Genomic DNA, 22,002 nt, shown 5'->3' on the forward strand with positions numbered 1-22,002 from the left:
CGATGTTGTCGGGGTGCAAGGCGCAACCCGATAATTCCGGCCCAGGCACCGGGCCGCAAGTACGCACCTTTTGGTAACCATGGAAAAGCCAGGCATGCCGCCGAAGAATTCCGAAGCTGTGGCAGAGAGCACCCTCGACGAAGCCCCCGCCGACGTGTGGAACGCCGGCTGCCCCTCGCGCCGCGTGCTCGCGCTCGTCGCCAACAAGTGGGCGCTGCTGGTGATCCCGCTGCTGCGCGGCAAGCCGCGGCGCAACAACGAACTGCTGCGCCAGGTCGGCGGCATCTCGCAGAAGATGCTCACGCAGACCTTGCGCGACCTGGAGCTCAACGGGCTGGTGCTGCGCGAAGATCGCCAGACGGTGCCGCCGCACGTCGAGTACCGGCTCAGCCCGCTCGGCCTGTCGCTGAGCCGCACGCTCATCGCGGTGGACCGCTGGGCCGAGGCGAACCATGCGCAGATCGATGCGGCACGCCGCCATCGGTGATACCTTCGCGCCAAGACCCGAGCGACCATCGAGCCACCCCGCGCGCCCCCTCGAAAGAACCGAAGTGAAGAAGCACCTCAAGCTCGCCGCGTTCCTGCTTGCCGGCCTGTTCTCCAGCCTCGCGGCCCTGAGCGCCTGGGCGCAGGAGTGGCCCTCGCGGCCCGTGCGCATCATCGTGCCCGCGCCCGCGGGCAGCTCGCTCGACCTCATCGCGCGCACCCTGGCCGACCGCCTGCGCGTGATGTGGAAGCAGCCCGTGGTGATCGAGACCAAGGCCGGCGCGGGCGGCCTGATCGGCATGGACGCGGTGGCCAAGGCGCCGCACGACGGCTACACGCTGGGCATCGGCTTCAACGGCCCCATCGCCTTCGGGCCCTACATGTACGCCCGCATGCCGTATGCGCCCGCGCGCGACCTGGTGCCGATCGTGCTGACCACCTCGCAGCCCAACGTGCTCGCGGTGCAGGCCGACAACCCCGCCAACACGCTCGCCGAGTTCGTCGACTGGGCCAGGAAGCGCGGCGACCGTTTCAGTTATGCGTCGGTGGGTGCGGGAAGTTCGTCGCACCTGACGATGGAGCTGTTTCGCAGCGTGGCGCACATCGAGGCGGTGCACGTGCCGTACGCGGGTTCGCCGCCCGCGGGCCTGTCGCTCGCGGCGGGCGACACGCAGGCGCTCTTCACCGTGGCGCCCGCGCTGCTGCCGCTGATTCAGGGGCACCGCGTGAAGCTCATCGCCGTGACCAGCGCGCACCGCTCCGAACTCATGAAAGACCTGCCCACCGTGGCCGAGTCGGGCTACCCGGGTTTCGAGTCGCTCGCATGGAACGGTTTCTTCACCGGCAGCGGCACGCCCGGCGAGGTGGTGCGGCGCATCAACGCCGACGTCAACACCGTGCTGAAGGAGCCGGCCGTGCGCGAGCTGCTGGCCAACCAGGGGCTGGTGGCGGGCGGCGGCTCGCCGGAAGAGTTCAGGGCCTTCATCGACAGCGAGGGCCGCAAGTGGGGCGCGACCATCGCCAAGATCGGCATCCGCCTGGATCAGTGACACTCGCGGCGTTCGCGCACATTGCCGTCCCACGCATTTCAGGAAAAAACATGGACACCTTTCCCGACGACATCTACACCGAACCCGAGCCCGACCCGCACACGCTCGCCAACCTCGGCCCGCTCACGGGCCTGGCGGGCATCTGGCTCGGCACCTCCGGCCACGACGTGAGCCCGAAGGCCGACGGCCCCGAAGCCGAGGCCTACATCGAGCACGCGGAGTTCCAGCCCATCGACGCGCAGACCAACGGCCCGCAGATCTTCTACGGCCTGCGCTACCACCTGCGCATCGTGAAGCCCGACGACGTGGAGACCTTTCACGACCAGGTCGGCTACTGGCTCTGGGAGCCCGCCACGGGCGCGCTGGTGCAGACGCTGTCGATTCCGCGCGGCCTCACGGCCATGGCCACGGGCCATGCGAAGGCCACCGACCGCAGCTTCAGGCTCGAGGCCGTGCGCGGCGGCGAGACCAACGGCATCCTGGCCAACCCATTCCTGGAGCACGCCTTCAAGACGCTGCGCTACACCATCGACGTGTCGCTCAACGCCGACGGCAGCTGGTCCTACGAGCAGGTGACGGTGCTGAGCGTGCGCGGGCAGGCCGAGCCCTTCAGCCACACCGACCGCAACACGCTGCGCAAGATCGGCGAGCCCACGCCGAACCCTACCGCGGTGGCTGCGATGGCGGCGATCGCGCGGCAGGTGCAAGAGGTGCAAGACGCTCAAGAGGTGCAGAAGAAGGCCACCGGCGCGGCCAGCATGGACGCCGAGGCCGAGCCGGCCTGAACCCCGCGAACCCCGCGAACCTTGCTCAGGCCCGCAGCGCCGCCTCCACGTCGGCGTGAAATCTGGCCGAGCACCACTCGGTCGCACCGAAGTACAGCGACGGCTGCGCACCGCTCGCCAGCGTCGACTGTGCCGACACGCCGAGCGCGAAGTCTTCGTCGAGCGCACCCCAGAACGAGGCCACGTTCTTGCGCCAGTGGTTCTGCGACTTCTCCGTCTTCGGCAGCTCCGGAATCAGCGTGCTCGCGATCACGCGCGAGCGGCCCGGCGACTCCGGCAGCACGGTGAAGGCGTTGGCATGGTCGCCTTCGTGCAGGATGAAGGTCGCCGGAAAGAAGAAGTAGATGATGTTCGAGTGCGGCCCCACCCGCCACTCCTGCGAGGGTGTGCCGCGCAGGCTTTCGATGCTGCGCTTGGGCAGGAAGAGGCGGTGGTGCTGGCGGTCGTGGTCGGCCATCAGCAGGTTGTCGTAGAAAAGCGCCGCGATGCTGTTGCGGTGCGCGTACTGGAAGTGATAGGTCTCCAGGTTCGCCTCGAACGGAATCTTCCAGTTGGCCGCGTTGTCGAACGCGTGCTCGTGAAAGGGCTGCCAGCTGTCGTAGCCCCAGGAGCGCAGGTCGGCGCCGAAGCGGCCGAGCCAGGCGCCGATGTCGATCGTGGTGCTCTCACCCTCGGCCACCGCGCGCGGAATGGCCCACACGAAACCCAGCGCTTCGGCGACCGGCACGCGTGCCAGGCTGCACGCCGAGGCCGGCGCATGCGGAAAGTCTTCTTCCGCGGGGCGGCCGCGCAGCGTGCCGTCGAGCGCATAGGTCCAGCTGTGGTACGGGCACACGAGCGCGCGCTGGCTCGACGCGCCGGGCGGCTTGAGCCGCGCCCCGCGGTGGCGGCAGGCGTTGACGAAGCCCGAGAGTTTGCCGTCCGGCCCGCGCACGAACAGCAGCGGCAGGCCCGCCACGTCGATGGCGAATGAATCGCCCGCGTTCGCCAGCGAGGCCGAGGGGCACAGCGCGAGCGGATGGCGCCTGAAGATGCGCGCCACCTCCTGTTCGTGGCGCTCCGGGTCGAGGTAGCGCGACACCGGGCTCACGGCCGGCTCGCCGCGCTCGCTGCCGCCGGTGTCGATGAGCGCGAGCGCGCGCCGGATCAATGCGATCTGTTCTTCATGCTGCATGCGCGTGTGCCATCGAAGTGGCCTCCGTGGGGTCGTTTGGGGGGACGGACGGGATGTGGCGTGGTGCGGCCATTGTGGCGAGCGCCGCGCCCGGTGGCTTGCTTCAACTGGTCACGCGCGGGCGCGGCCCTGCGATGGCAAAGCCGGGTTTGCCGGCTTCATCAAGAAAAGAAAGGGAGCACCGATGAACGACTTTCCACTGCGCATGAATGCGCCCGAAGGCCTTGTGCTGCAGCACATCTGCATGGCCGAAGGGCGAGAAGATCGGCGCCGTCGTTCACGACCCGTACGTGTACTCGGTGAACACGCGCCAGCAACTGCCGGATGGCGCCTCAATCCAGCCGCAGCGACCCCAGCCGCGCCACGATCAGGTCGTGCAGCGTCTGCGCCGCCACCGACAGGCTGCCTTCGCGGCGTTGCACCAGGTACAGCGTGCGCGTGAGCGCGGCCACCGGCAGCGGGCGCGTCACCAGCGTCTCGCGCTGGAAGTGGAACAGCGTGAGCGCGGGCACCACGCTGATGCCCAGCCCGGCTTCGACCAGCCCCATGACGGTGGCCAGGTGCTCCACCTCGAACACCGCGTTCAGGCGCTGCGGGTGCAGCGCCGCGTCCAGCGCCTGCCGCACGCTGCTGTTGCGCGCCATCTGGATGAAGGGGTAGGGCGCGATCTTCTTCACCGTGAGCCGCGGTTCGCGTGCCAGCGGATGGTCGGCGCGGCACACCAGGTGAAAGCGGTCGCTGCAGAGCTTGCGCGCGCGCAGGTCGCTGTCGGCGGTGCCGCCGGCGCGCGAGGCCGCGAGCGCGAAGTCGGCCTGGCCGCTGCGCACGTGGGCAATGCAGGCGTCGGAGAGCGCGTCGTCCAGGTCGATGCGGATGCCGGGCCAGGCCTGCATGAACTCCGCGAACACCGCCGGCAGCCAGCCCGCCGCGAGCGAAGGCAGCGCGGCCACGCGCACGCGGCCCGTGCGCCGCTCCACATGGTCGGCAAGGTCGCTCAGCGCGCTGCCCATGTCCTCGAGCAACCGGCGCGCCGAGCTCTCGAACAACCGGCCCTCGGGCGTGAGCTGCACGCTGCGCGTGTCGCGGTCGAACAGGCGCGTGCCCAGCGCATCCTCGAGCGTGCGGATGAGCGCGCTGAACGCGGGCTGCGACAGGTGGCTCGCCTGCGCGGCGCGGGTGAAGTTGCGCTGCTCGGTCAGCGCGAGAAAGGCGCGCAGCTGCCGCGTGGAGAGGTCGGGCGTCTTTCTCATGGCGTCTTTCCGATGAGGTATGTGGGAGGGTTCGGCTATTTGAAAAGCAGATCAATCGATCCGTATTTTCGATTTTACGGATGACGGGGCGCTGCCTACAGTGCACGCCAATGAACTCCATTGATCCGTCCAGGCTGTTGATCGGGTGTGCCGCCGGCTTCTCGGGCGACCGCACCGACGCCGCCGGTCCGGTGGTCGACACGCTGATCGCGCGGATGGCCGGCGCGCCCGCGGGCCAGCGCGCCTTCCTGATCTTCGAGACGCTGGCCGAGCGCACGCTGGCACTGGCCCAGCTGCGCCGCCGCGACAACCCCGACGCGGGCTACGAGCCGCTGCTCGACGACATGCTGCGCCCCGTGCTCGCGCGCTGCCTGGCGCACGGCATCCGCATCGTGAGCAACTTCGGCGCGGCCAACCCGCGCGCGGCCGCGCGGCACATCGCCCGGATGGCGCGCGAGCTGGGGGCCGGTGCACCGCGCATCGCGGTGGTGGAAGGCGACGACCTCTCGGGCCCCGAATACCGCGCGCTGCTGAACCAGGCGCTGGGCACGCAGATGGACGGCATCCGCATGGTCAGCGCCAACGCCTACATCGGCGCCGAACCCATTGCCGCGGCGCTCGACGCGGGCGCGCAGATCGTGGTGTGCGGCCGCGTGGCCGACCCGTCTCTGACGGTGGGGCCCGCCATGTCGCACTTCGGCTGGCGCGCCGACGACTGGGACCGCCTGGGCCGCGCCACCATGGCCGGCCACCTGCTCGAATGCGGCGCGCAGGTCTGCGGCGGCTACTTTGCCGACCCCGGCTACAAGGACGTGCCGGGGCTGGAGGCGGTGGGCTTTCCCATCGCCGAGATCGACGCGGACGGCCGCTGCACCATCGGCAAGGCCGACGCCACCGGCGGGCTCGTAAACGAGGCGACGGTGAAGGAACAGCTGCTCTACGAAGTGCACGACCCGGCCGCCTACCTGACGCCCGACGTGGTCGCCGACATCGCCGACTCCGAAGTGCGCGCGCTGCCCGGCACCGAACGCGTCGAACTCTCGGGCGTGCGCGGGCATGAGCGCCCGGGCAGCTACAAGGTCAACGTCTGCCATGAAGGCGGCTGGCTGGCCGAGGGCGAAATCTCCTACGCCGGCCCGCGCGCCGAAGCGCGGGCGCGGCTCGCGGCCGACGTGCTGCGCAAGCGGCTTCAGGGCCTCACGCTGCGCGTGGACCTGATCGGCGCGCTCAGCATCCTCGGCGACGACGCCGGCCGCGCGCTGGCCGCCACGCCCGACAGCGGGCTGCGCGACGTGCGCCTGCGCGTCGCGGCCACGCATGCCGAGCGCGCGCAGGCCGAGCGGCTGGGGCGCGAGGTGATGGCGCTCTACACCTGCGGCCCGGCGGGCGGCGGCGGTGTGCGCACCGCGCTCACGCCGCGCCTGAACACGCTGTCGTGCCTGCTGCCGCGCGAAGCGGTGCCGGTGCGTTTCGAAATGCTCGACGCGGAGGCGCTCGCATGAACACCACCGACACCACTAACATCAACGACACCGATGACGCCAACTGCGCCGCGGACACCATCGAAGTGCCGCTGTACCGCGCCGCGCACGGCCGCACCGGCGACAAGGGCGACCGCTCCAACATCAGCGTGATCGCCTGGCACGCCGACCTGTATGCCGTGCTGGCCGAGCAGGTCACGCCCGAGCGCGTGGCCGCGCAGTTTCGCTACCGCGCGCCCTCGCGGGTGCAGCGCTTCTTGCTGCCGAAGCTGCACGCGATGAACTTCGTGCTCGACGCGGTGCTCGACGGCGGCGTCAACGACGCGCTCAACCTCGACACGCACGGCAAGTCGCTGTCGTTCCTGCTGCTGGACATGCCCGTTCGCGTGCCGCGTTCGCTGGAGCCCTTGCTGGCCGGGCCCTGACGCGCCTTCCCTTTTCCCACCGACCCATTTCCATTTCATCCCATACGGAGACAAAAAAATGAAGCGATTTCCCCTCACCGTGCTGACCGCCGCGCTGGCCCTGGTGCCGCTGCTGGGCCACGCGCAGGCCTTCCCCGAGAAGGCCATCACCTTCGTCGTGCCGTTCGCGGCCGGCACCGCCACCGACCAGATCGCGCGCGCGCTGGGCAACCAGATCGCCACCGAGACCAAGCAGGCCGTCATCATCGACAACAAGGCCGGCGCGAGCGGCTTCATCGCCTCGCAGGCCGTGGCCAAGGCGCCCGCCGACGGCTACACGGTGCTCATCACCACCAACACCACGCACGCGGCCAACGAGCACCTGTTCAAGAAACTGCCCTACGACCCGGTGAAAGACTTCGCACCCGTTGCCGCGCTGGGCAAGGGCGGGCAGATCATGGTGGTGAACCCCGCGTTCCCCGCGAAGAACGTGGGCGAGTTCATCGCGCTCGCCAAGAAGGACCCGGGCAAGTACAGCTTCGGCAGCGGCAGTTCGTCGAGCCGCATGGCCGGCGAGCTGCTGCAGCAGATGGCCAACATCAAGCTGCTGCACGTGCCCTACAAGAGCAACACGCTGGCCGTGACCGACCTGCTGGGCAGCCAGATCAACATGATGATCACCGACACGGCCACTGGCCTGCCGCAGGTGAAGGCCGGCAAGCTGCGCGCGCTGGGCGTTTCCAGCTCGGCGCGCTCGCCGCTCGCGCCCGACGTGCCCACCATTTCCGAAGCCGGCGTGAAGGGCTATGAAATGGGCTACTGGTTCGCCGCCTACGCGCCCGCCAAGACGCCGCCCGCCGTGGTCAAGCGCCTGAACGAACTGCTGGTGAAGGCCGCGAAGAGCGAGGCCGCCAGGACCGCCTTCTACGAGCCGACCGGCACCGAGGTGTTCACGGGCTCGCCCGAAGAGCTGGGCAAGTTCCAGGCGGGCGAGTCGCAGAAGTGGGGCCGCATCGTGAAGGCGGCGGGTATCGAGGCCGAATAAGGTCGAACAAGGCTGAACGCTCAGCCCCGGCTTGCGGCCGGTGCGCTGTGCACCGCGAAGCCTGCCTGCCCCGGCGCAATGTCGGGCCGCAGGGTGAGCGCGGGAATCTCGTAGTCGCCGGCGTTCTGCTGGCGAAACGGAATCGGGTCGGCGGTGAAGAGCGTGTCGAGCCGCTCGCCCAGTTCCCCGGTGATGCGCGCGTACGCAGCGGCATCCACCTTGTGCGTGCGATGCACCACGTACGGCGGCATCACGTCGAAGCCGGGGTAGTACAGGATGCCGTGGTGAATGGGAAACAGCAGGTCGTTCATCGGCCCGTTGATGCCGCGCGGCGCGTAGTGCGACTCCCAGCCGCCGGCCGTCACCACCAGCATGGCGCGCTTGCCGGCCATCGTGCCTTCGCCGAAGCGGTCGCCCCAGTGCGTGTCCGAGTGCTCGCCCACGCCGTAGGCGAAGCCATAGGCATAGATGCGCTCGACCCAGCCCTTGAGGATCGCGGGCATCGAGTACCACCACAGCGGAAACTGCAGGATCACCGCGTCGGCCCACAGCAGCTTCTGCTGCTCGGCGGCAACGTCGGCCGTCTGCGTGCCGGCTTCGAAGGCGTGCAGCGAATCCATTGAAGGGTCGAAGCGCGCGGCGGCGTCGCGCGCGGGAAAGTCGTCGGCGTCGAGCGCGGGCTTCCAGCGCATGGCGTACAGGTCGGATGTGCGCACGGTGTGGCCGGCGGCCGCGAGGCGTTCGGTCATGAAGCGGTGCAGCGCGCCGTTGAGCGACGCGGTTTCGGGATGGGCGAGGACCAGCAGGATGTTCACGGTTTTTGCAGGGGTTCGAGTGAAGATGGCCTCAGGTTAGGTGCCGTGGCGATATATTGGAAATGAATAGTTTGAATCCCAGGAATTGCCATGAACAATTTCAGCCGCCTCGACCTGAACCTGCTGGTGACGCTCGACACCCTGCTGGCCGAGCGCAACGTGACCCGCGCCGCCGAGCGCCTGAACCTGTCGCAGCCCTCGGTGAGCGTGCAACTCGCCAAGCTGCGCGAGGTGTTCGGCGACCCGTTGCTGGTGCCCGCGCAGCGCGGCATGCGGCCCACGGCACGCGCCGACGAGTTGCGCGAACCGCTGCGCGAGGCGCTCGCATCGCTGGGCCGCGCGGTGGCGCCCACCCAACCCTTCGATCCGGCCGAGGCGACCACCACGTGGCGCGTGGCAGCGGCCGACTATGCCGAGTCGGCCATCCTGCTGCCGGCGCTGGCCGGGCTGCGCGCCGAGGCGCCGAACACCCGGCTGGCCGTGGTGGAGGCGGTGCCGTCACGCATGGCGCGGCAGCTGGAGCAGGCGGAGATCGACCTGTTCTTTCACACCAGCGTGGGCGCGCCGCCCGGCTTGCACCGGCGCGTGCTGTTCCACGAGCGCTACGTGCTGGCCGGGCGGGCAGGGCACCCGCGTTTGAAGCGGCGGCCCACGCTCGCGCAGTTCTGCGCGCTGGAGCACGTGGTGGTGTCGCTGGGCGGCGGCGGCTTCGTCGGGCCGACCGACGACGCGCTGGCCGAGAAAGGGCTCACGCGGCGCGTGGCGCTGTCGGTGCCGCACTTTCTTTTCATGATGTCGGTGCTGGCCTCCACCGACATGGTCGCGATGCTGCCCGAGCGGCTCGCGCGCGGCGCACCGGGGCTAAGGGTGGTGGAGGCGCCGCTGGAGGTGCCGGGCTACGAGATGGCGATGCTGTGGCACGAGCGCCGGCACCGCGACCCGGGGCACCGGTGGCTGCGCGAGCGGATCGCGGAAAGCTTGTGAAGACCTGCGGGCCGATGCGCCACGGCAAGGAAAAGCTTCGAGCGGGATTGCCCGGGGTTCAATGCAACTCGATGGTCTGGCGCAGCAACCCCGATGGCTCGGCACTCGGCCCGACGAGGATCTCGACTTCGCCCGCCTCGAACAAGGGCTGCAGGTCCGGCCCGAGGTAGCGCAGCTCGGCCACCGGCAACTGCAGGTTCACTTCGCCGGCTTCGCCGGGCATCAATCGCAGCTTCGCGTAGCCCTTGAGTTCCAGCAGCGGCCGGGTGACACGGCCCAGCTTGCCGCGAACGAACAGGAAGACCGTTTCTTCAGCCTCGCGCGCGCCCACGTTGCGCAGACCGACGCTGATCTTCAGCGTGTCCTGCTCGCTCACGCGACGCGGCTCGACCTGGAGCGCGTCGTAGACGAACCGGCCGTAGCTCAGGCCGTGGCCGAAGGCATACAGCGGCGAATTCTCGACGTCCTGGTACCTGCTCGTGAAGTAGTCGGCGGCGTTCATCGGCCGGCCGCTGGGACGCTGGCCGAAGTAGACCGGCACCTGCCCGACGGCGCGCGGCCAGCTCATCGGCGTGCGGCCGCCTGGCGTTGCCCGGCCCGTGACCACGTCGGCGATCGCATGGCCGGCCTCGGTGCCGAGGAACCACGCAGCGAGCAGCGCATCGGCGTGTTCGGCCAGCCAGGGGACGACGAGCGGGCGGCCCGAGAACAGGACGGCGACGACGGGGATGCCCAGCGCGTGTGCACGCGCGATCACCGCTTCGGCCAGGGCCTGTTGACGGCCGGGGAGTGCGGGCGTGGCACGGCTCGCCGCCTCGCCGCTCATCGTGGCACGCTCGCCCAGGCACAGCACGACGGCGTCGGCGCCATCGCACAGCGCGACGGCCGCTTCGATGCCGCTGTCGTCGACGCCCCCGATGTCCTCGATGGCAACACCGGGCGCATGCCGTATGTCGGCCTGCGGCAGCGCGGCGCGCAAGCCGGCGAGCACGCTGGTGGCCGGCTCGTGTTCGCCGGCGCCCCACCACGGGCCCTTCATCTCGGTGGTCGCGTCGGCCAGCGGGCCGATGACGCACAGGGCCTTTGCCGCAGCGGGCAAGGGCAGGGCGTCTTGCGCGTTCTTCAGCATGACGATGGCCTTGCGCCCGGCCTCGCGCGCCAGCGCGCGCCGCTCGGCGACAACTGCCGCGGCCTCCGGTGTCGCGCCGCGGCGGTAGGGGTCGTCGAACAGGCCGAGCTGCTCCTTGAGCCGCAGCACGCGGCGCACGCTCGCGTCGATCTCCTCGATCGTCACGCGTCCCTGCTCGAGCGCGACAGGCAGGCCCTTGCGGTACGCGTCGGCCATCATGTCGATGTCGACGCCGGCCTTCAGCGCCAGCACCGCGGCGTCGACGAGATCGGCCGCGACGCCGTGCTTGATCAGCTCCGCGATCGCGTTGTAGTCGCTGACGATGACGCCGTCCCAGCCCATCTCGCCGCGCAGCCAGTCGCGCAGCAAGGGGATGTGCGCCGTCATCGGGACGCCGTTGAGATCGGTGAAGGCGGGCATCAGCGTCGCCACGCCGGCGCGCACCGCCGCCGCGAAGCCCGGCAGGTGCACCTCGTGCAAGGTGCGCTCGGAGATGTCCACGGCGGCGTACTCGCGCCCCGCGGTGACGGCGCCGTATGCGACGAAATGCTTCGCGCAGGCGGCCAGCGACTCGGCCGACGACAGGTCGGCGCCCTGGAAGCCGCGCACCTTGGCCTGCGCGATGCGTGCGTTCAGCCAGGGGTCTTCGCCGGGGCCTTCCGCGGTGCGGCCCCAGCGGGGATCGCGCGACACGTCGAGCATCGGCGCGAAGGTCATCGCCAGGCCGTCGGCCGCGCCTTCGCGCGCGGCCTCGCGCGCCGTGCGTTCCCAAAGGCCGTCGTCGAAGGTGCCGGCCTCCGCGAGCGGGATCGGAAAGAGCGTGCGGTGGCCGTGGATGATGTCCAGGCCGATCAGCAGCGGAATACCGAGCCGCGACTTCTCGACGGCCAGCCGCTGCATCTCGTGCGTCGGGCCGGCGCCGACCATGTTCAGCAGGTTGCCGACGGTGCCGTCGACGATCGACTGCGTGGAGTCTCCCGCGAGCACCGGTCCGGTGACCGTGTAGCCGGAGGCAGTCATCGTCAGTTGACCCAGCTTTTCGGCCAGCGTCATCCGGGCCATGAGGGAATCGATGCGGCTCATCAGGGATTTCGAATAGAACCCAGGGGCCCTAATGATGGCATGCTGCGGGGAACCGTCGGCCACATGGGGCCGATGATCCGGTGAAACCAGACGTGACACCCGGAACGAGAACGAAAGGAGCCGTTCGTGCAGAAGGAAGACAGGAACCCTAAGGCACTGGCAGCACTGCCCGATGAAGCCTTGATCGACGCCGTGCAGCGGCAGACCTTCCGCTATTTCTGGGACGGTGCGGATGCCGCCAGCGGCCTGGCGCTCGACCGCCGCACGCTCGTCGGCGCCACGGGCGAAGACCTGGCGGACGAGAGGGTCGCCATCGGTGGCACGGGCTTCGGCATCATGGCCATGATCGTTGCGGTGGAGCGCGGCTGGGTCACGCGCGACGCGGCGCTGGAGCGCCTGGGACGCATGATGGAAGCACTCCTGCGCGCCAGGCGCTACCACGGCGCCTTTCCGCACTTCATGGACGGGGCGAGCGGCGAGACGATCCCGATGAGCCCGAAGGACGACGCGGGCGACCTCGTCGAGACCTCGTTCCTCTGCATGGGCCTGCTCTGCGCGCGCCAGTACTTCAGCGAAGACACGGCCGTGGCGCGCCGCTTGCGCAGCGACATCGACACGCTGTGGCACGGCGTCGAATGGAACTGGTTCACCCAGGGCGGACGGGACGTGCTGTATTGGCACTGGAGCCCGAACCACGGCTGGGCGATGAACCACGAGGTGCGCGGCTGGAACGAGTGCCTCATCACCTACCTGATGGCCGCGGCCTCGCCGCGCCATGCGATCGATCCGAAGGTGTACCACCGCGGGTTTGCGGCGGGGCCGGACTTTCTCAACGGCCGCTCGTACCACGGCATCGAACTGCCGCTGGGCCCGCCGAACGGCGGCCCGCTGTTCTTCACGCACTACTCGTTCTGCGGCCTCGATCCGCACGGCCTGAAGGACCGCTACGCCGACTACTGGGACCTCAATTGCCGCCACGTGCGCGTCAACCACGCGCACTGCGTCGCCAATCCGCGCGGCCACAAGGGCTACGGCGAATCGTGCTGGGGCCTGACCGCCAGCGACGACCCCGACGGCTACCTCGCGCACGATCCGAACAACGACAACGGCACCATCTCGCCCACGGCCGCGCTGTCCAGCCTGCCGTACGCGCCCACCGAGGTGATGCGGGCGCTGCGGCATTTCCTCACGGCGCATGGCGAGCGGGTGTGGCGCGACTACGGCTTCGTCGATGCGTTCTGCGAGGACCGGGGCTGGTTCGCCAACACCTTCCTTGCCATCGACCAGGGCCCGATCGTCGTGATGATGGAGAACCATCGCACAGGCCTGCTGTGGAAGCTGTTCATGAGCGTGCCCGAAGTGCAGGCCGGGCTGCGCGCCCTGGACTTCAGCAGCCCGCATCTCGGGCCGTCCGCACTGTGAGCTTCGGCGTGGCGAGCCCGCAAGACCCGGCTTTCGAGTCCTGGCTCGACAGCCAGCTTTCGCGTTCGGCGAGTGCGATGCTGACGAGCATCTCGCCGCTGTCGATCGTCAAGCACCGCGCGGGCTTCGGCCAGACCATACGGCCGATTGCTGGCGCCATCGTCGCCTCGCCCGTGCTCGGCAACTACGACCCGGACCCGGACTACTTCTTCCACTGGTTTCGCGACTCCGCAGTCGTCATCGATGCGCTGCGCCTGCTCTACGCCGAGCGGCGCATCGGCGACGAAGCCCTGCGGCATCTGCGTGACTTCACCCGCTTCAGCCTTGCCGTGAACGGGCTCGACGGCCGCACGGTGGCCGCGGTGCAGGACCGCAAGGCGCGCGTGGCGCCCGAGTTGCTGCAGTACCTGCGCGAGGACGACGACCTCTCGGGTGCCTACGCCGATGCCGTCGTTGCCGAGACCAGGGTGAACCCCGACGGCACGCTCGACGCGCTGCGATGGGCGCGCCCCCAGCACGACGGGCCGCCGCTGCGTGCGTTGGCGCTGCTGCGCTGGGTGGCCGGCGGGCACCTCGACGCGGCGCTGCAGGCGGAGGTCGCGCCGCTGATCCGTTTCGACATCGGCTTCACGCTGCGCCACTGGCGCGAGCCGTCCTACGACATCTGGGAAGAGGAGCTCGGCCACCACTACTACACGCTGCGCGTCGCAGGGGCCGCGCTGGCCGAAGGCGCCGCGTGGCTGGAAGGGCTGGGCGACTCGGCGCAGGCGCAACGCTGCCGGGAGGAGTCGCAGGCCGTGCGACAGCTGCTCGACGGGTACTGGGCAGATGAACGAGGCGAAGGCGAAGGCGATCACGACGCGGCGCGCGGCTACTACCGTTCACGCGTGCTGGCGGACGGCCAGCCCAGCCCGAAGGCACTGGACATCGCGGTGATCCTCTCGGCGATCCACAGCCTCGGCACCGAGCCCGCGCATGGACCGGCCGACCCGCGCATGCAGGCCACGCTGGCGCGGCTCGACGCGCTGTTCGACGCGGCCTATCCGATCAACCACGGCCGTGCCGCGGGCCGCGGCGCGGCGATGGGGCGGTACGCCGGCGACGTGTACTGCTCGGGCGGCGCGTACTACTTCTCGACGCTCGGCGCGGCGGAGTTCTGTTTCCGCGCCGCGGCCATGGCCGGCCATACGAGCGGAAAGACGGGCAGCGATGCACGTCATTCGGCCCAGTGGATCGAACGCGGCGACGCCTACCTCGCCACCGTGCGCGCCTACACGCCGGCAAGCGGCGACCTGTCGGAACAGTTCGACCAGCACAGCGGCGCGCAGACCTCGGCAAAGCAGCTGGCCTGGAGCCACGCCGCGTTCATTTCATGTGTCTCGGCGCGCCGCATCGCGGCCGCCGCCTGCCAGGCGCCGCGATAGCGATGAGCGAGCGACCGGAGAACCGCGTCGAGCCGGCGGCAAGGACCAGCGTCTTGCGCCAGGTCAGCGAGTTGCTCGGCGCCTTGCGCGTGTCCCCGGTCGCGAAATCGCTTGTCGCGCTGATGGGCGCGATCATCGTGGTCGTTGCGCTCACGGCGTACGGGCAGATCGAGCTCAACAGCTGGAACAAGCCTTTCTACGATGCGATCTCGCGCCGCGACCTGAGCGAGTTCGTCGTGCAGGTGGGCGTCTTCGCGGTCATTGCGGGCGCGCTGCTGGTCTTGAACGTCGGGCAGCGGTGGCTGGGCGAAACCCTGCAGCTGAAGCTGCGCGAGGCGGTGGTCAACGACCTCGTGGGGCTGTGGCTGCAGCCACGCCGGGCGTTCTGGCTCCAGGCCAGCGGCCCGATGGGCGCCCACCCCGACCAGCGCATGCACGACGACACGCTGAAGCTGTGCGACCTGTCGGTCACCCTCGGCGTGGGGTTGCTGCAGGCGGCGATGCTGTTCGGCAGCTTCGCGAGCGTGCTGTGGGTCATCTCCAAGGACTTCAGCCTCTTCTTCGACGGCAAGGACCACGTGCTGCCGGGCTTCATGCTGTGGGCGGCAATTGCCTATGCGGTGGCCGGCTCGCTGGTCACGTACTGGGTCGGCAACGGCCTGATTTCGCGCAACGCCGAGCGCTACGCGCGCGAAGGCGAGTTGCGCTTCTCGCTGACGCGCATCAACGAGCATCTGGACGGCATTTCGCTGGCGGGCGGCGAGGGCGACGAGAAGCGCCGCGTCGCCACGCATTTCGGCGACGTGCTGCGCGCCACGTCGCGCGTGGTGCTCGGGCTGACCAACCTGACCTGGGTCACCGCGGGCTTCGGCTGGGTCACCATCATCGCGCCGACGCTGGTGGCCTCGCCCCTGTACTTCTCGGGCAAGGTGTCGTTCGGCGGCTTGATGATGGCGGCCGCGGCCTTCACGCAGGCGCAGTCGTCGCTGCGCTGGTTCGTCGACAACTTCAGCATCATTGCCGACTGGCGCGCCACGCTGCTGCGTGTGTCCGACCTGCGCCGGATGCTGGCGTCCGACCTGGAGACGCAGGCGGGCGGCAGCCGCATCGCCTATGAAGAAGGCGAGGCCGGCGCGCTTGCGATGGACGCGCTCGAGGTCCGCTCCTGGAGCGGCCACGACCGGCTGGACGCCCCCGGCCTGGTGGTGCACCGCGGCCAGCGCGTGCTGATCCTCGGCACGCCGGGCACCGAGAAGACCTTGCTGTTCCGCGCGCTCGCGGGCCTCTGGCCCTGGGGCTGTGGCACCGTGCGCCGGCCCGCGGGCGAGACGATCCACTACATGCCGCGCGGCACGCCCTACATTCCCCGCGGCACGCTGGCCGAAGTGCTGTCGTATGCGATGGAACCCGCGAGCTACCCCAGGGAGGCCATGGTGGCCGCGCTGGCGAGCGTGGGCCTGCAGCGCCTGGAACCCTTGCTGAACCGGACGGGCCGCTGGGAGAGCGAGCTCAGCATGGACGAGCAGCTGCGCCTGGGCTTCGCCCGCGTGATGCTGCAGGCACCGCCCTGGCTGGTGATGGACGAAGCCTTCAGCGCGTTCGACGACGACACGCTCGAACTCATCGTCGGCGTGCTGGGCAAGCTCACGCACACGGGCATCGTCCACATAGGCTCGGCCGGCGGGGCGCACGACCGGCTGTTCACGCAGGTGGTGCATCTGGTCAAGGCGCCCAGCGCCGCGCCCGAGGAGCAGCGAGCATGAGACACCCCGAGTCGACCGTCAGCCGGGCGCGCCGGGCCCTCATGCGGCTGATGCTGGCGCTGCCCGCGTGGGCCGGGGCGGCCGCGTCGGCCGGGGCGGCGGATTTCGGCTTCCGCCCGCCGCCCGATCCCGACGACGCCACCACGGCGGACCTGATGCGGGACCTGGCCCAGCGCATCCTGCCGGTCTACCAGGAGGCGGAGACCGATGTCTTCCTGGCCAACGTGACCGCCTTGCAGATCGTCAGCGGCGCCTACCGTGCCGCCTCCGACAGCAGCGGCTCGCTGCGCAGCCGCCGCCAGGGCAAGCCCTTCGACGGCCTGGTCGAGCGCGCGATCCTCGACGGCATCTATGCGCGCGCGCGCATGCTCGAAGCGGACGAGCACGTCGGTTTTGCCGACGCCTACGCGCGCTCGTTCCGGGAACTGGTGTCGCCGCTGGACAACGTGCAAGCGCAGGCCATCATGGCGCGGCTCGAAATTCCGCCGGCGGCGTACAGGGAGCCGCTGCGCCAGGCTTTCGATCTCTGGCGCGCGAAGGGCAGCCTCCCGCAGGACGATGCGCTGGCGCTCGTGCGAACCTGGCTCTCGTACCAGTCGCGCCGCAGCTTCAACGCGCTGCTGCCCGAGTTGTTCGCGGCGGAGAACGGCATCCGCTACGTGGCGGAAACCGGCATCAGGATTCCCGTGCGCGCGGGCGTCATCCACGCGAACCTGGTGCGGCCCGGCCGCGCGAGCGGCGCCCTGGCGACGCTGCTGCGCTTCACGCTCGACCCCGCCGAGGACGACGCCCAGCGCAGCGCCGCCAAAGGCTACGTCGGCGTCACGGCGTACGTGCGCGGACGCACGCCCGACGGCAAGGGCGCCGTGTGGCCCTTCGTTCACGACGGCGAAGACGCCGCCGCCGTCATCGACTGGATCGCCCGCCAGGCGTGGAGCGACGGCCGCGTGTGCATGCTCGGCGACGGCTACTCCGGCTTCGCCGCGTGGGCCGCCGCGCGCAGGCGGCCGGCGGCACTGAAGGCCATTGCCACCATCGCGCCGATGGCGCCGGGCATCGACTTTCCGATGGCCGGGCAGATCTTCCGCAACGCCATGGTCCGCTGGGCGCAGGAGCATGCGAGCGGCGAGCCCGTGCGGGCCGGCGCTGACACCGGCACTGGCACCGACGTCGATGCCGACCCGGACGCGATGTGGCAGGCACTCGACGCGCGCTGGCACCGCGGCAACCGTCCCTACTGGGACGTGGACCGCGTCCTGCTGGGCAAGCGCAGCAGGCTGATCCGTACCTGGCTCACGCACCCGAGCCACGACCGCTACTGGCAGAAGTTCCTGCCGTCGGCGGAGCAGTTCGCGCGCATCGACATCCCGGTGCTGAGCTTTGCGGGCTACTACGGCGGCGACGCCGGCGCGCTCTACTACCACCACGAGCATCTGCGCAACCAGCCGCAGGCCGACACCACGCTGCTGCTCGGCCCCTACGACGCGGCCTCGGTGCGGCTCGGCACGGCGGCCAGGCTGCGCGGCTACACGCTCGACCCCGTCGCGCGCGTCGACCTGCCCGAGCTGCGCTACCAGTGGCTGGACCACGTCCTGCAGGGCGCGAACAAGCCTTCGTTGCTGGCGGACCGCGTCAACTACCAGGTGATGGGCGCGGACCAGTGGCGCCATGTGCCGGTGCTGGACGCGCCGCAGCGCAGCCAGGCCCAGCTGCGCCTGTACCTCGACACCGCAGAGCGCGACGAGCCGCACCGCCTGTTGCCGTCGCCGTCCGAAGGCGGTGGCGGTGGCGGTGGCGGTGGCAATGCGCGGCTGTCGGTCGACCTGGCCGACAGGCGCGACGTGCGCGACCCGTGGCCCGACGCGCTGCGCATGCAGCAACTGCCGGCGCGCAACAGCATCAGCTTCGTCAGCGATCCGTTCCCGGACGGCACCGAGATCTTCGGCAGCCTGCGCGGCGTGTTCGACATCACGCCCTCGCGGCAGGACGTGGACTTCAACATCTCGCTGTACGAGCAGACCGAAAGCGGCGAGTACCAACTGCTGTTCGACCCCTACGACTTCCGCGCCAGCTACGCGGGCCACCGCGTGCGCCGCCGGCTGCTTCGGGCCGGCGAGCGTCAGTTGCTTGCGTTCACCGTCGAGCGCGTGACGGCTTGCAGGCTTGCGGCGGGCAGCCGCATCGTGCTGGTGATCGGCCTCGACAGGCGGCCCGACCGGCAGGTCAACTACGGCAGCGGCAAGGACGTGAACTCCGAAACCATCGCCGACGCAAAGTGGCCGGTGCGCGTGCGCTGGCATGCGCGCAGCTACATCGAGATCCAGACCGGCAAGGCTTGAGTGCTCAGGGTGCCGCTGGAGCTTGGTCGTCCGCGGTGCCGATGACGACGCCTTCACAGGGCGCCAACACCAGGAGCCCCTCGATGGACTCGGCGCGCGCGGCGTCGGTCGATGCCAGCACGATCGGCTGGCGCGGCATCAACGCCGGTGAAATCGGCGCCGGGGTGGCGCCGAAGTTGAGCAGCACCACCAGCCGCCGTCCCTCGAAGTTGCGCGCATAGGCGAGCACGTCGCCCTCTGCTTCGAGCGCTTCATGGTCGCCCCGGTTCAGCGCGGGCTGCGCGCGGCGCAACGCGATGAGCTTGCGGTAGAGCGCCAGCATCGACCCTTCGTCACCTGATTGCGCCTGCACGTTCTGCGTGGGCCAGTCGGGCGCCAGGCGCAGCCACGGCGTGCCGGTCGTGAAGCCCGCATGCGCTGCGTCGCTCCACTGCATGGGGGTTCGCTCCGGGTCGCGGCCCAGGCCCATGCCGGGCTTGTTCTTCTCGAACGGGTCCTGCACTTCACCGGCAGGAATGGGGACGTCGGTCATGCCGATCTCGTCGCCGTAGTAGAGCGTGGGCGTGCCGCGCAGCGTGAGCAGCAGCATGGCCGCGAGCCGCGCCATCCGCGGCCCGACGCGGCTCGCGATGCGCGACTTGTCGTGGTTGCCCAGCACCCAGTTCGGCTGGGCGCCGGCGGGCAGGGCGGCTTCGTAGTCGCGCACGAAGCGGCCGATGCGCGCCGCCTGCCACTCGGTGGCAATCAGCTCGAAGTTGAAGGGCAGTTGCACGCCTTCGAGCACCCCTTCGGCGTTGCGTCCGTAGTAGGCGACCAGGCGCGGCAGCGGCAGGTAGAGCTCGCCGATCAGTACGCGCGAGGAGCGTGCGTCGCTGAACGCGTCGACCACGCGGCGCATCTCGGCCACGATGGGTTGCACCTCCGGCAGGTCGGTGTTGTAAAGCATCTGCAGCCGGAGAAACGGGTCCTGGCCCTCGACGAAGTCGGGGTTCGGCGGGTTGTCGCGGAAGTCCGCGTCCTTGACGATCTGGGAGAGCACGTCCACCCGGAACCCGTCGACGCCGCGCCGCAGCCAGAAGCGCAGCACCTCGTACATCGCGGCGCGCACGTCGGGGTTGCGCCAGTTGAGGTCGGGCTGTTCCTTCAGGAACGAATGGCCGTAGTACTGGCCCGTGGCCGCGTCGAAGGCCCAGGCCGGGCCGCCGAAATTGCCGAGCCAGTTGTTGGGCGGCCCGCCGTCCGGCGCCGGGTCGCGCCAGATGTACCAGTCGCGCCGCGGATCGCTGCGTGCGCTGCGGCTCTGCGCGAACCACGGATGGCGGTCCGACGTGTGGTTGGGCACGAAGTCCAGGATGATCCTGAGCCCTCGTGCGTGCGCCTCTTGCACCAGCGCATCGAAGTTGTCGAGCGTGCCGAAGCGCGGGTCGACGTCGCAGAAATCGGCGATGTCGTAGCCGAAGTCCGCCATCGGCGAGGGATAGATCGGCGAGATCCAGACGGCATCGACGCCGAGCGAGACCAGGTGATCGAGCCGGGCGCGGATGCCGTCGAGGTCGCCGATGCCGTCGCCGTTGCTGTCCTGGAACGAACGCGGGTAGACCTGATAGACGATTCCGTACTTCCACCAGTCGTCGGCTGACATCTTGATCCCCTCATGCCCGGTGTCGGGTGGGGCCATTGTCTACAGAAAGGAAAGTGCGCGGGGCACCGCTGCGCCACAACGCGGCGGCGCGGGTTGTCGCCGCCTGCCGCCCATTCGGCTCAAGGCCGAGAGCGAGGGGTTCCTTCTTCGGGGTCGAACATCGCGATGCCGCCAAGGGCCGCCGTCGACGGCTCCTCGTTCTGCAGAACGTCCCAGTGCTCGGCCAACTTGCCACCCTTGATGCGAAAGACATCGACCACCACCTGCGGTGCCTCGGCCCAGCCGCGGATGCGGCCGTGGATGGCGACCAGATCGCCTTGCGCGACGGCAAGGCCGGGCTCGTACCAGACGGTGTTCGACAGGCCGGCGACAAGCGCCTCCAACGCGTCGCGGCCCTGTGCGATGTTGGGGTTGTGCTGGACGTAGTCCGGCGCGTAGAGGCGTCGTACCGCCGATGCGTCATGACGCTGGAACAGCGATGTCATCGCTTCGAGCACCAACGCCTTGTTGCGTCGAGGACGGTCATCGAAGACCACGTCGGCAGGCCGGGTGACGGCCACTGTGCCGGTCAACCGCATGAACTGGCCGCTTGGCAGCGTGGCATACGAGTGCACCAGGCCACGGTCGTGGTCCTGGACATTCGTGACGGTCGCGCCGTTCTGTTCCTGCCAGCTCACGGCGAAGATGCTGTTGCCGAGCGGCACGACCTGGATGTCGACGACCTCGGTCCGCGCGAACGGCCCTTCCTTGATCTCGAACTTCAGTTGCGAGGTGGACAGCAGCGTCAGGCTGACCTGGAAGTCCGGATAGGAGACATCCATTTCCTGCCCGACGGGAAAACGATCGATCGACAATTTCGGAGTCCTTCTGAATCTGATGATGAAAGGCCCGGGTGAGCTGTGTAGCCCGGGCCGACCGCCGCACCCTGGTGCGACGGACGTCCTGTTCTGTTCGGTGAAAGGGGGATGACGAGGCTCGAAAAAAGCGGTCCGCGTCGTTCGGGAACGCAGGCGCCCCGAATCTCCACCCCCCGCTCGAATCACCCAGCGCTGGCAGGCACGGGCGTGTTGAGCAGTTGCTGCTCCCAGAGAAACGCGATGCCGCTGCCGCCGGCATGCTGCGTGATCACCTTGGTCAGCTCGACGGCCTGCTCGGTGCGCGCCCAGTCGCGCTGCCATTCGGCCGCCAGCGCCATCCACGTCATCATGTTGGCGCCGGCCGCGAGCATGCGCTGGATGGCGACCTGGTGGGCCTCGACCGACACGGCGCCCGAGGCGTCGGTGATCACGGTCACGTCCCAGCCTTCGCCGAGCGCCTGGATGGTCGGCATCGCGACGCACACCTCGGTCCACAGCCCGGCAATGATCAATTGCTTGCGGCCCGTTGCCTTGACGGCGTTCACCACCTTCGGGTCTTCCCAGGTGTTGATGAACGTGCGGTCGATCACCTCCTGGCCGGGGAACACCTCGGTGATCTGCGGGAACAGCAGGCCCCCGCGGTCGGCGATCACCGTCGTCAGGATGGTCGGCACGCCGAAGGCCCTGGCCGCCTTCGCCAGGCCCGCCGTGTTGTTGATCACCATCTGCGGCTCGTGGCTGTTCACATTCGCGAGCTGGTAGGGCTGGTGGTCGATCAGAACGAGGACCGAGTCCTCGGGGCGAAGCAGCGAAGCGAGGCCGTTGCGAAAAGTCATTGATGCATCCTTTGTTGCGGTTGTGAGCGAAGTG

At 69.5% G+C, this 22,002-nt stretch carries 18 protein-coding genes; 11 read left to right on the plus strand and 7 right to left on the minus strand.

The features are described 5' to 3' along the window. Window positions 1-94: 94 nt before the first annotated feature. The 3 genes from BM013_RS30735 (at window position 95) to BM013_RS30745 (ending at window position 2,320) form a co-directional block, all read left to right on the plus strand. Window positions 95-487: a winged helix-turn-helix transcriptional regulator gene (locus BM013_RS30735; RefSeq protein WP_093132186.1), complete on the plus strand. Its 393-nt coding sequence runs from the start codon at window positions 95-97 to the stop codon at window positions 485-487. 64 nt (window positions 488-551) lie between these two features. Next, complete coding sequence (locus tag BM013_RS30740) at window positions 552-1,535, plus strand: Bug family tripartite tricarboxylate transporter substrate binding protein (protein WP_256221786.1); 984 nt, start codon at window positions 552-554, stop codon at window positions 1,533-1,535. Between the two features lie 50 nt (window positions 1,536-1,585). Further along, window positions 1,586-2,320 carry an FABP family protein gene (locus BM013_RS30745; RefSeq protein WP_093132190.1) on the plus strand — a complete coding sequence of 245 codons (735 nt, stop codon included), beginning with the start codon at window positions 1,586-1,588 and terminating at the stop codon, window positions 2,318-2,320. A 25-nt stretch (window positions 2,321-2,345) separates the two neighbouring features. Here the strand turns inward: BM013_RS30745 and BM013_RS30750 are convergent, their stop codons facing one another. Further along, window positions 2,346-3,494, minus strand: coding sequence for an aromatic ring-hydroxylating oxygenase subunit alpha (locus tag BM013_RS30750; protein WP_093132192.1), 1,149 nt, complete (start codon window positions 3,492-3,494; stop codon window positions 2,346-2,348). 332 nt (window positions 3,495-3,826) lie between these two features. Then, entirely contained in the window at window positions 3,827-4,744 is a 918-nt protein-coding gene (locus BM013_RS30755) for a LysR family transcriptional regulator (RefSeq protein WP_093132194.1), read from the minus strand. A 110-nt stretch (window positions 4,745-4,854) separates the two neighbouring features. Between BM013_RS30755 and BM013_RS30760 the strand changes: the two genes are divergently transcribed. The 3 genes from BM013_RS30760 to BM013_RS30770 are packed head-to-tail and all read left to right on the plus strand — an operon-like array spanning window position 4,855 to window position 7,674. Further along, on the plus strand, window positions 4,855-6,246 hold the full coding sequence (locus tag BM013_RS30760) for an acyclic terpene utilization AtuA family protein (protein WP_093132196.1): 1,392 nt from the start codon (window positions 4,855-4,857) through the stop codon (window positions 6,244-6,246). Beyond that, window positions 6,243-6,650: an AtuA-related protein gene (locus BM013_RS30765; protein ID WP_256221787.1), complete on the plus strand. Its 408-nt coding sequence runs from the start codon at window positions 6,243-6,245 to the stop codon at window positions 6,648-6,650. Before BM013_RS30760 ends, BM013_RS30765 begins: the two co-directional genes overlap by 4 nt. 58 nt (window positions 6,651-6,708) lie before the next feature. Then, window positions 6,709-7,674 (plus strand): Bug family tripartite tricarboxylate transporter substrate binding protein, encoded by a 966-nt coding sequence (locus tag BM013_RS30770; protein ID WP_093132198.1) that lies wholly within the window; start codon window positions 6,709-6,711, stop codon window positions 7,672-7,674. Window positions 7,675-7,694: 20 nt separating this feature from the next. Here BM013_RS30770 and BM013_RS30775 read toward each other — a convergent pair whose 3' ends face one another. Continuing rightward, window positions 7,695-8,489 (minus strand): NAD(P)H-dependent oxidoreductase, encoded by a 795-nt coding sequence (locus tag BM013_RS30775; protein WP_093132201.1) that lies wholly within the window; start codon window positions 8,487-8,489, stop codon window positions 7,695-7,697. A gap of 90 nt (window positions 8,490-8,579) precedes the next feature. On the opposite strand from BM013_RS30775, the gene BM013_RS30780 reads away from it, so the two are divergent. Continuing rightward, window positions 8,580-9,473, plus strand: coding sequence for a LysR substrate-binding domain-containing protein (locus tag BM013_RS30780; RefSeq protein WP_093132203.1), 894 nt, complete (start codon window positions 8,580-8,582; stop codon window positions 9,471-9,473). Between the two features lie 58 nt (window positions 9,474-9,531). On the opposite strand, the gene BM013_RS30785 is transcribed toward BM013_RS30780, so the two are convergent. Continuing rightward, the gene (locus tag BM013_RS30785; protein ID WP_093132205.1) at window positions 9,532-11,685 is read right to left on the minus strand and encodes a glycoside hydrolase family 3 N-terminal domain-containing protein; all 2,154 of its coding nucleotides are present in this window, start codon (window positions 11,683-11,685) and stop codon (window positions 9,532-9,534) included. A gap of 126 nt (window positions 11,686-11,811) precedes the next feature. Here BM013_RS30785 and BM013_RS30790 point away from each other — a divergent pair, with 126 nt between their 5' ends. From BM013_RS30790 to BM013_RS30805, 4 genes are all read left to right on the plus strand, one after another. After that, window positions 11,812-13,107: a glucoamylase family protein gene (locus BM013_RS30790; protein WP_093132207.1), complete on the plus strand. Its 1,296-nt coding sequence runs from the start codon at window positions 11,812-11,814 to the stop codon at window positions 13,105-13,107. 77 nt (window positions 13,108-13,184) lie between these two features. Continuing rightward, window positions 13,185-14,531: a glycoside hydrolase family 15 protein gene (locus tag BM013_RS30795; RefSeq protein ID WP_256221788.1), complete on the plus strand. Its 1,347-nt coding sequence runs from the start codon at window positions 13,185-13,187 to the stop codon at window positions 14,529-14,531. A gap of 2 nt (window positions 14,532-14,533) precedes the next feature. Next, the gene (locus BM013_RS30800; protein ID WP_093132211.1) at window positions 14,534-16,294 is read left to right on the plus strand and encodes an ABC transporter ATP-binding protein/permease; all 1,761 of its coding nucleotides are present in this window, start codon (window positions 14,534-14,536) and stop codon (window positions 16,292-16,294) included. Next, window positions 16,291-18,633, plus strand: coding sequence for a CocE/NonD family hydrolase (locus tag BM013_RS30805; protein ID WP_093132213.1), 2,343 nt, complete (start codon window positions 16,291-16,293; stop codon window positions 18,631-18,633). Before BM013_RS30800 ends, BM013_RS30805 begins: the two co-directional genes overlap by 4 nt. Window positions 18,634-18,637: 4 nt before the next feature. Here the strand turns inward: BM013_RS30805 and BM013_RS30810 are convergent, their stop codons facing one another. The 3 genes from BM013_RS30810 to BM013_RS30820 form a co-directional block, all read right to left on the minus strand. Further along, a complete protein-coding gene (locus BM013_RS30810; RefSeq protein WP_093132215.1) occupies window positions 18,638-20,275 on the minus strand; it encodes an alpha-amylase family glycosyl hydrolase in 1,638 nt (545 codons plus the stop codon). Window positions 20,276-20,394: 119 nt separating this feature from the next. Continuing rightward, window positions 20,395-21,129: a nuclear transport factor 2 family protein gene (locus BM013_RS41660; RefSeq protein WP_218153704.1), complete on the minus strand. Its 735-nt coding sequence runs from the start codon at window positions 21,127-21,129 to the stop codon at window positions 20,395-20,397. A gap of 185 nt (window positions 21,130-21,314) precedes the next feature. Continuing rightward, window positions 21,315-21,968 (minus strand): hydrolase, encoded by a 654-nt coding sequence (locus tag BM013_RS30820; protein ID WP_093132217.1) that lies wholly within the window; start codon window positions 21,966-21,968, stop codon window positions 21,315-21,317. Window positions 21,969-22,002: the final 34 nt, after the last annotated feature.

The sequence above is a fragment of the Variovorax sp. OK605 genome, from assembly GCF_900115445.1.
Classification (GTDB): Bacteria; Pseudomonadota; Gammaproteobacteria; order Burkholderiales; family Burkholderiaceae_C; genus Variovorax.